The sequence below is a fragment of the Thermus sp. genome, from assembly GCF_056332225.1.
Map to the genome: position 1 here is coordinate 1 of NZ_JBWGQW010000060.1, position 7,653 is coordinate 7,653.

Here is a 7,653-nt window from a genome sequence, read left to right on the forward strand (position 1 = left end):
GGAGCTTGACGCCCTCTTCGCCGGGGTGAAGGAGGCCTTTGGGGGACTGGACTACCTGGTTCACGCCATCGCCTTCGCCCCCAGAGAGGCCATGGAGGGGCGGTATATAGACACCCGGCGCCAGGACTGGCTTTTGGCCCTCGAGGTCTCCGCCTACTCCCTGGTGGCCGTGGCCCAAAGGGCCGAGCCCCTCCTCCGGGAGGGCGGAGGGATCGTCACCCTCACCTACTACGCCAGCGAGAAGGTGGTGCCCAAGTACAACGTCATGGCCATCGCCAAGGCGGCCCTCGAGGCCAGCGTCCGCTACCTGGCCTTTGAGCTCGGGCCCAAGGGCGTGCGGGTGAACGCCATCTCCGCGGGGCCGGTGCGCACCGTGGCGGCCCGGAGCATCCCCGGCTTCACCAAGATGTACGACCGGGTGGCCGAGACCGCCCCCCTCAAGCGCAACGTGACCCAGGAGGAGGTGGGCAACCTGGGCCTCTTCCTCCTCTCCCCCCTGGCGAGCGGCATCACCGGGGAGGTGGTCTACGTGGACGCCGGGTACCACATCATGGGGATGGAGCTGGAAGGGTAGGCCGCTCCCCTTTTCCCCGCCGGGCCTCGGCTAGCATGGAGGGGATGAGGCGACCTACCCCCACGGTCTGGGTGGGCCGCGTCCCCCTAGGGGGCGGCCACCCCATCGCCGTGCAGTCCATGACCAACACCCCCACCCGGGACGTGGAGGCCACCGCCGCCCAGGTCCTGGAGCTCTACCGGTCGGGAAGCGAGATCGTCCGGATCACCGTGAACGACGAGGAGGCGGCGAGGGCCGTGCCGGAGATCAAGAGGAGGCTCCTAGATGAGGGGGCGGAGGTGCCCCTGGTGGGGGACTTCCACTTCAACGGCCACCTCCTCCTCCGCAAGCACCCCGGGATGGCCGAGGCCCTGGACAAGTTCCGCATCAACCCGGGCACCCTGGGCCGGGGGCGGCACAAGGACGAGCACTTCGCCGAGATGATCCGCATCGCCATGGACCTGGGGAAGCCCGTGAGGATCGGGGCGAACTGGGGGAGCCTGGACCCCGCCCTCCTCACCGAGCTCATGGACCAAAACGCCCGGCGCCCCGAGCCCAAAAGCGCCCACGAGGTGGTCCTCGAGGCCCTGGTGGAAAGCGCCGTCCGCTCCTACGAGGCCGCCTTGGAGATGGGCCTTGGGCCGGACAAGATCGTCCTCTCGGCCAAGGTGTCCAAGCCTAAGGACCTGGTGTGGGTCTACCGGGAGCTCGCCCGTCGTACCCAAGCCCCCCTCCACCTCGGCCTCACCGAGGCGGGGATGGGGGTGAAGGGGATCGTGGCCTCGGCCGCGGCCCTCGCCCCCCTCCTCCTGGAGGGGATCGGGGACACCCTCCGGGTTTCCCTCACCCCGGCCCCGGGGGAGCCCCGCACCAAGGAGGTGGAGGTGGCCCAGGAGATCCTCCAGGCCCTGGGGCTTCGCGCCTTCGCCCCCGAGGTGACGAGCTGCCCGGGGTGCGGCCGCACCACCAGCACCTTCTTCCAGGAGCTCGCCGAGGAGGTGAACCGCCACCTCCGGGCCAGGCTCCCCGAGTGGAGGGCCCGCTACCCCGGGGTGGAGGGGCTCAAGGTGGCGGTGATGGGCTGCGTGGTGAACGGCCCCGGGGAGAGCAAGCACGCCCACATCGGCATCTCCCTCCCGGGGGCGGGGGAGGAGCCCAAGGCCCCGGTTTACGCCGACGGCAAGCTCCTCACCATCCTCAAGGGGGAAAGGATCGCCGAGGAGTTCCTCGCCCTCGTGGAGGACTACGTCAAGACCCGCTTCGCCAAGGCCTGATGGACCCCTTCCGCTTCCAGGTGGAGGCCCGCTCAGGCAGGGCCCGGGTGGGAAGGCTTTTCACCCCCCACGGGGCGGTGGAGACCCCCCTCTTCATGCCCGTGGGCACCCAGGGCTCGGTGAAGGGCCTCATGCCCAAGGACCTGAAGGCCATCGGAAGCCAGGTCCTCCTCGCCAACACCTACCACCTCCTCCTTAGGCCCGGCCCCGAAAGGGTGCGGGCCCTCGGGGGACTTCACGGCTTCGCGGGCTGGAAGGGCCCCTGGCTCACGGACTCCGGGGGCTTCCAGGTGATGAGCCTCGGGCACTTGCGCCGCATTGACGAGGAGGGGGTGGTCTTCCAAAGCCACCTGGACGGCCGCCTCGTCAAGCTCACCCCGGAAAGGAGCATCGCCGTGCAGGAGGCCTTGGGGGCCGACCTCATCATGGCCTTGGACGAGTGCCCCCCCTACCCCTCCCCCCCGGAGTACCTGAAGGCCTCCCTGGAGCGCACCCTCCGCTGGCTGGAGCGGAGCCTGAAGGCCAAGACCCGGCCCGACCAGGCCCTCTTCGGCATCGCCCAAGGGGGGACGGACCCCAGCCTCAGGCGGCTTTCCACCCTGGAGACCCTGCGGTTTGACCTCCCGGGCTACGCCATCGGGGGCCTGGCCGTGGGGGAGCCCAAGGAGGCCATGTTCGCCATGGTGGAGCTCTCCACCCGCCTCCTCCCCGAGGACCGCCCCCGCTACCTCATGGGGGTGGGCCACCCCGAGGACCTGGTGGCGGCCATGGGGCTTGGGGTGGACCTCTTTGACTGCGTTTACCCCACCCGCACGGGCCGCTTCGGGAGCGCCCTGGTGCCGGAGGGGCGGCTCAACCTGAAAAACGCCCGCTTCCTGGAAGACCCGAGGCCCCTGGAGGAAGGGTGCGACTGCTACGCCTGCCAGACCTTCAGCCGCGCCTACCTCGCCCACCTGGTGCGGGCCGGGGAGATGCTCGGGGGGATCCTCCTTTCCCTCCACAACCTGCGCCACCTCCACCGCCTGACCGAGGCCGCCCGGCGGGCCATCCGGGAGGGGCGCTACGGGGACTTCGCCTGGGCCTACGCCGAGAGGCGCTTCGGCCGGGAGGTGCCCCCCTGGTTCCTCGAGGCCCTGGCCGCCGGGGGGCACTGGTAGAATGCCCTCGGTATGACGCCAAGGCACCTTATCCTGGGCCTCCAGCACACGGTGGCCATGTTCGGGGCCACGGTTTTGGTTCCCCTCCTCACCGGCCTCAACCCGGCGGTGGCCCTCTTCACCGCCGGGGTGGGCACCCTGGTCTTCCACCTGGTCACGGGGCGGATGGTCCCCGTTTTCCTGGGCTCCAGCTTCGCCTTCATCGCCCCCATCCTGGCGGCCAAGGAGGGGGGCTTCTCTTTGAGCGCCATCGGGGGCGGGATCGCGGCCGCGGGGCTCGTCTACGCCCTCTTCGCCCTCCTCGTCCTCCTCATCGGCTCCGAAAGGGTGCGCCGGGTCTTCCCGCCCGTGGTCACGGGCCCGGTGATCGTGGTCATCGGCCTCACCCTGGCCCCCGTGGCGGTGGAGATGGCGGGCAAGGACTGGCTCCTCGCCGCCTTCACCTTCGCAAGCGCCGTGGTGAGCGCCGTCTTTTTCCGGGGTCTTTTCCAAATGATCCCCGTGCTCCTCGGGGTGGGAGCGGGCTACCTCCTGGCCCTCCTCCTCGGCCGGGTGGACCTCTCCCCCCTGCAGGGGGCCCCCTGGTTTGGGCTTCCCGCCTTCACCCCGGCCTCCCTGGAGTGGGGGGCGGTCCTCCTCATCGCCCCCGTGGCCTTCGTCACGGTGATGGAGCACATCGGGGACATCCTCACCAACGGCCGGGTGGTGGGGAAGGACTTCTTCGCCAAGCCCGGCCTCCACCGCACCCTCCTCGGGGACGGGCTCGCCACGAGCCTCGCCGGCCTATTGGGCGGCCCCGCCAACACCACCTACTCCGAGAACACGGGCGTCCTGGCGGTGACCCGGGTCTACGACCCCTTGGTCCTGCGCATCGCCGCGGTCTTCGCCATCCTGCTCTCCTTCTCCCCCAAGCTCGCCGCCCTCCTCCAGACCCTGCCCCAGGGGGTCTTGGGCGGGATCTCCATGCTCCTCTTCGGGATGATCGCCTCCATCGGCATCCGCACCTTGGCCGAAGCGGAGATTGATTTCACCCATAGCCGCAACCTCATCGTGGTCTCGGCGATCCTGGTCCTGGGCCTGGGCGGGGCGGTGGCCAACCTGGGGGCCATTCAGGTGGCGGGGGCGGAGGTGCCCCTCAAGGTGAGCGGCATGGCTCTGGCCGCTTTGGTGGGGGTGGCGCTGAACCTGCTTCTGCCCAGGCAACTGGAGCCCGAGGCGCTGGCCACGGAGGAGGAGCGGCTTCCCTAGGCCGCTTCGCCTGGTGGGGTTTCTGGCTCAACCTTCCCGGTAAAAGCGGCTCTTTCGGTAGTAGTCCTCCAGGAGCACCTTGAGGAAGGCGGCGGCGGGCACCGCGAGGAGGGCGCCCCAGAGGCCGAAGAGGCTCGCCCCCACCAGGATGGCGGCGATGGCGGTGATGGGGTGGAGCCGGGTGGCCCGGCCCACGATGAGGGGGCCGAAGAGGTTTCCCTCCAGCTGGTTGGCGAGCCAGAGGACGAGGAAGGCCAAGAGGACCTTCACCCACCCCCCCGTGGCCGCGAGGAGCAGGGCGGGCACCCCGGAGACGATCACCCCCACGAAGGGGATGAGGTTGAAGACCCCGGCCAGAAACCCCAGGCTCCCCGCCAGGGGCACCTCCACCAGGGAGAGCCCCACCCCCACCACGAGCCCCACCAGGAAGGCCACCAGGAGCTGGCCCCGCACGTACCCTCCCACGCTCCGGTCCAGCTTGGCGGCAAGCTCCCCCAGGAGGGGCTGGTAGGGCTCGGGGAAGGCCGAAAGGGCCGCCCGGCCCAGGCGGGGCAGGTCGTAGAGGAAGTAGACGGAGAGGGTGAGGGCGGTGAGGAGCTGGAAGAGCCCGCCCACCAAGGAGGCGAAAAAGCCCAGAAGGTTTCCCCCTTGGGCGAGAAGCCCCTGCAACCAGCGGACCAGGGTCTCTAGAAAGCTTTGCAAAAGTCCCTGGAGGTTGCGGGTGGCCTCGGCCAGGACGGGCTCGAGGCCCCGGGGCACGGGCACGGACCGCACCCGGTCGGGAAGGCCCACGATCCAGGCGAAAAAGGGGTCCAGGAGCCGGGGAAGCTCCTGGGCGATCCGGGAGAGCTCCACCACCGTCTGGGCGGTGAGGAAGGAGGCCAGGCCCAGAAAGACGCCCAAGCCCAGGTAGACCAGCACCACCCCCAGGATGCGGGGAAGGCGCCTCGCCTCAAAAAAGCGCACCAGGGGGTGGGTGAGGTAGGCGAAGGCGAAGGCGGCGAGGAGGACCTGCAGGGCCGGCCAGGCCCGCGCCAGCAGGCGGTAGGCCAGATAGAAGAGGAAGAGGTAAACCAGAACCCGGACGTAGGGGTTCTCCCAGACCCGAAGGAAGGCCTCCCGCATGGGGCTATTCTAGGCCGAAGAAGGCCTTGGCCTGGCGGAGGAGCTCCTCGCCGGTAAGGCCCTGAAAGAGGAAGGGGCTCCGGTCGGGCTCCCCCTCCCAGACCTCAAAGAGAAGCCTGGGCGTCCCACCCTGGAGGCCCGTGCTCCCCACGTAGCCGATGGGGTCCCCGCGGTGGACCTGGCTTCCCACCCTAAGCCCGGGGTAGGGGGCCTGGAGGTGGGCGTAGACCGTGGTGCGGCCGTCGGGGTGGCGGAGGTGGACCTCGAGGCCCCGAAGCCGGTCCATGTCCTCGGGAGAAGCCCCCTCCTTGACCCGTTCCAGGAGGGCCCGGAACTCCTCCGGACCGGGCTCCTCATAGCCCCGGTCCACCTTCACCACCTCGCCGCCAAAGGCCGCCACCACCCCCATCCCCCGCACCACGGGCACGCAGGCGTCCCCGTTCTGGAAGACGAAGCCCGCGCTCACCCCCTTGCGGTAGGGGCGGGGGGCGTTCGGCAGGTTCTCGGGGCGGGAGGGCAGGCAGGCCCCGGGGAGAGGCAGGAGGTAGCCCTGGGGGACCCACCGGGCCTTGGCCCGGCAGACCGCCACCTCCTGGCGCAAGGCCGCCACCTCCCGCCCCCGGGAGGTAAAGGCCAGGGTGGCCACCAGGGCGTAGAGGCCCACGGCCAAGAGGAGGTAGTGCCCCGGCTTCCACACCACGGGGCCATCCTAGCAGAAGGGGGCTAGAGGAGTTTGAGGAGCTCCTTCTTGATCTCCTTGGCGGAGAGGCCCTCTAGCTTCAGGCCCTTGGCCCGCTCCAAAAGCTCGTAGACCTTGGGGATGTGGCTTGCGGCCACGCGGAAGGTGATCTCCTGCCCGGCGACCCGCACCCGGACCTTCTGGAGGTTGGGGTACTGGCGGCGCTTGGAGATGCCGGTGGTCTTCTTGCCCACGCCCCCTTCCCGCTTGGCCTTACCCCGCCTTTGGATGCTGTTGGCCACGATGGGCCGCTTTCCGCTGATCTCGCACACTCTGGACATGGCTCTCCTCCCCTGCCCGAAGGCAAACCCTAAGGAGTATAGCACAGGGTAGACTCTTGGGGATGCCCACGGTGCTCGTACCCCTCCTCCTCGCCCTGGACCAGACCCTGAAGCTTTGGGCCCTGGAGCACCTCTCCCCCGTTCCCAAACCCCTCCTCGGGGACCTCCTCTACCTCACCCTGGTGCGGAACACGGGGGCGGGCTTCGGCCTCTTCCAGGGCCAGGCCACCCTCCTCGGCCTCCTCTCCTTCCTGATGGGGGGCGTTCTCCTCTACCTCCTCGCCTACCGCCGCTATCCCCTGGGCCTTGCCTTGGGCCTCTCCCTGGTGGCGGCGGGAGCCCTGGGGAACGGGGTGGACCGCCTGGGCCGGGGGTGGGTGGTGGACTACCTGGACCTCGGCACCTCCATCCCCTTCATCGCCCACTTCCCCGTCTTCAACCTGGCGGACGTGTGCGTGACCCTGGGGGCGGCCCTCCTCCTCCTCGCCCCAAGGAAAAGGCGCCGCTACTGAGCCAGCACCCGGGCGAAGCGCTCCAGGGCCTTCCTGAGGTTCTCCTCGCTGGTGGCGTAGGAGAGGCGGACGTGGCCGAAGGCGGCGAAGTCCGTGCCCGGCACCACCGCCACCCCCGCCTCAAGAAGCCTCTCCGCCGCCCGCACCTCGTCGGGGGCGATGGGGGAGGTGTCCAGGAGGACGTAGAAGGCTCCGCTCGGGCGCACGGCCTTTAGGCCCAGGGCGGCCAGGCCCTGAAGAAGCAGGTCCCGCCTCCTGCGGTAGGCCTCCCGGGCCATCTCCACGAAGGCGCGGGAGGCCTCCTGGTTGGTGAGGGCCTCGAGGGTGGCCCACTGGGCGATGGTGTCCGGGCTCGTGGTGGACTGGCTGGAAACATCGGCCATGGCCTTGATGACCTCCTTGGGCCCGCAGGCGTAGCCGATGCGCCAGCCCGTCATGGCGAAGGCCTTGGCCGCCCCGTTCACGGTGAGGGTGTGCTCGGGGGCCACTCTTCCCGGGGAGAAGTGCTCCCCCTCGTAGAGGAGGTGCTCGTAGATCTCGTCGGAGACGAGGTAGAAGTCGTGCTCCACCGCAAGCCCCGCCAGGGCCCTTAGGACCTCCTCGGGGTAGACCGCCCCCGTGGGGTTGTTGGGGGAGTTGACCACCAGGGCCTTGGTGCGGGGGGTGATGGCCCGCCGGACCCTTTCGGGGTCGGGAATAAAGCCCTCCTCGGGGAGGGTTTTCACCTCCACCGGCACCCCCCCGGCGAAGCGCACCATCTCCGG

The 7,653-nt window shown here is 69.8% G+C and carries 9 protein-coding genes; 5 read left to right on the top strand and 4 right to left on the bottom strand.

Annotated features, from left to right (window positions below; translation table 11 throughout):
• From AC01Y6_RS08960 to AC01Y6_RS08975, 4 genes are all read left to right on the top strand, one after another.
• On the top strand, window positions 1-574 hold a 574-nt coding region (locus AC01Y6_RS08960; protein ID WP_476671189.1), incomplete at its 5' end, for an enoyl-ACP reductase FabI.
• Window positions 575-609: 35 nt separating this feature from the next.
• Window positions 610-1,827 carry a flavodoxin-dependent (E)-4-hydroxy-3-methylbut-2-enyl-diphosphate synthase gene (gene ispG, locus AC01Y6_RS08965; protein WP_476671191.1) on the top strand — a complete coding sequence of 406 codons (1,218 nt, stop codon included), beginning with the start codon at window positions 610-612 and terminating at the stop codon, window positions 1,825-1,827.
• Window positions 1,827-2,984, top strand: a complete 1,158-nt coding sequence (gene tgt / locus AC01Y6_RS08970; RefSeq protein WP_476671193.1) for a tRNA guanosine(34) transglycosylase Tgt — start codon at window positions 1,827-1,829, stop codon at window positions 2,982-2,984. The genes ispG and tgt overlap by 1 nt, the downstream gene beginning before the upstream one ends.
• A 12-nt stretch (window positions 2,985-2,996) precedes the next feature.
• Entirely contained in the window at window positions 2,997-4,232 is a 1,236-nt protein-coding gene (locus AC01Y6_RS08975; RefSeq protein ID WP_428715977.1) for a uracil-xanthine permease family protein, read from the top strand.
• A 27-nt stretch (window positions 4,233-4,259) separates the two neighbouring features.
• Here the strand turns inward: AC01Y6_RS08975 and AC01Y6_RS08980 are convergent, their stop codons facing one another.
• From AC01Y6_RS08980 to rpmB, 3 genes are read right to left on the bottom strand one after another with little or no spacing between them, the layout of a single operon-like run.
• Complete coding sequence (locus tag AC01Y6_RS08980) at window positions 4,260-5,357, bottom strand: AI-2E family transporter (RefSeq protein ID WP_428720177.1); 1,098 nt, start codon at window positions 5,355-5,357, stop codon at window positions 4,260-4,262.
• 4 nt (window positions 5,358-5,361) lie between these two features.
• Entirely contained in the window at window positions 5,362-6,057 is a 696-nt protein-coding gene (locus AC01Y6_RS08985; protein ID WP_476671194.1) for a peptidoglycan DD-metalloendopeptidase family protein, read from the bottom strand.
• Window positions 6,058-6,080: 23 nt separating this feature from the next.
• Window positions 6,081-6,377 (bottom strand): 50S ribosomal protein L28, encoded by a 297-nt coding sequence (gene rpmB, locus AC01Y6_RS08990; RefSeq protein ID WP_347241138.1) that lies wholly within the window; start codon window positions 6,375-6,377, stop codon window positions 6,081-6,083.
• Between the two features lie 62 nt (window positions 6,378-6,439).
• On the opposite strand from rpmB, the gene lspA reads away from it, so the two are divergent.
• Window positions 6,440-6,889, top strand: a complete 450-nt coding sequence (gene lspA, locus AC01Y6_RS08995) for a signal peptidase II (protein ID WP_476671196.1) — start codon at window positions 6,440-6,442, stop codon at window positions 6,887-6,889.
• Here lspA and aspC read toward each other — a convergent pair.
• On the bottom strand, window positions 6,883-7,653 hold a 771-nt coding region (aspC, locus tag AC01Y6_RS09000; RefSeq protein WP_476671197.1), incomplete at its 5' end, for an aspartate/prephenate aminotransferase. The two genes, lspA and aspC, sit on opposite strands and share 7 nt — an antisense overlap.